Source organism: Pseudomonas sp. SB113, from assembly GCF_040754745.1.
GTDB lineage: Bacteria > Pseudomonadota > Gammaproteobacteria > Pseudomonadales > Pseudomonadaceae > Aquipseudomonas > Aquipseudomonas grimontii.
Map to the genome: position 1 here is coordinate 1 of NZ_JBFMHW010000108.1, position 517 is coordinate 517.

General features: G+C 57.6%; 1 protein-coding gene. It reads left to right on the plus strand.

Annotated elements, in window-relative coordinates; all coding sequences use genetic code 11:
• Positions 1-17: 17 nt before the first annotated feature.
• The coding region (locus AB1462_RS31680) for an ATP-binding cassette domain-containing protein (RefSeq protein ID WP_367249023.1) at positions 18-517 on the plus strand (500 nt) is incomplete at its 3' end.

A 517-nucleotide genomic window follows, 5' to 3' on the forward strand; every position in this document is an offset into this window, starting at 1 on the left:
GCATACCGGAACCGGAAATGCGCTTCGGGCAGTATCCGTTCGAGCTTTCAGGCGGCATGTGCCAGCGTGCGATGATCGCCATGGCGCTGATCTGCCGGCCGAAGCTGCTGATTGCCGACGAGCCGACGACGGCGCTGGACGTGACCATTCAGGCGCAAATCCTGGACCTGATGAAGCGCCTGCGTGACGAAACGGGAACTGCAATTCTGCTCATCACGCACGATATGGGCGTGGTGGCCGAAATCTCCGATCGAACCGTCGTCATGTACAAGGGCGAGGCGGTCGAAACAGGCACGACCGAAGACATTTTTGCCTCGGCAAATCATCCCTACACGCGCGCACTTCTTTCCGCTGTTCCGCAGCTTGGCTCGATGACCGGTACGAACAAGCCTCTGCGTTTCCCGATTGTCGATTTGAAAACGGGCATGGCAGAGCCGGTCAAGCCGACTGCCGATACCGTCAAAATCGATGCAGAGCCTATCCTCAAAGTGGATCATCTCGTCACGCGTTTTGACAT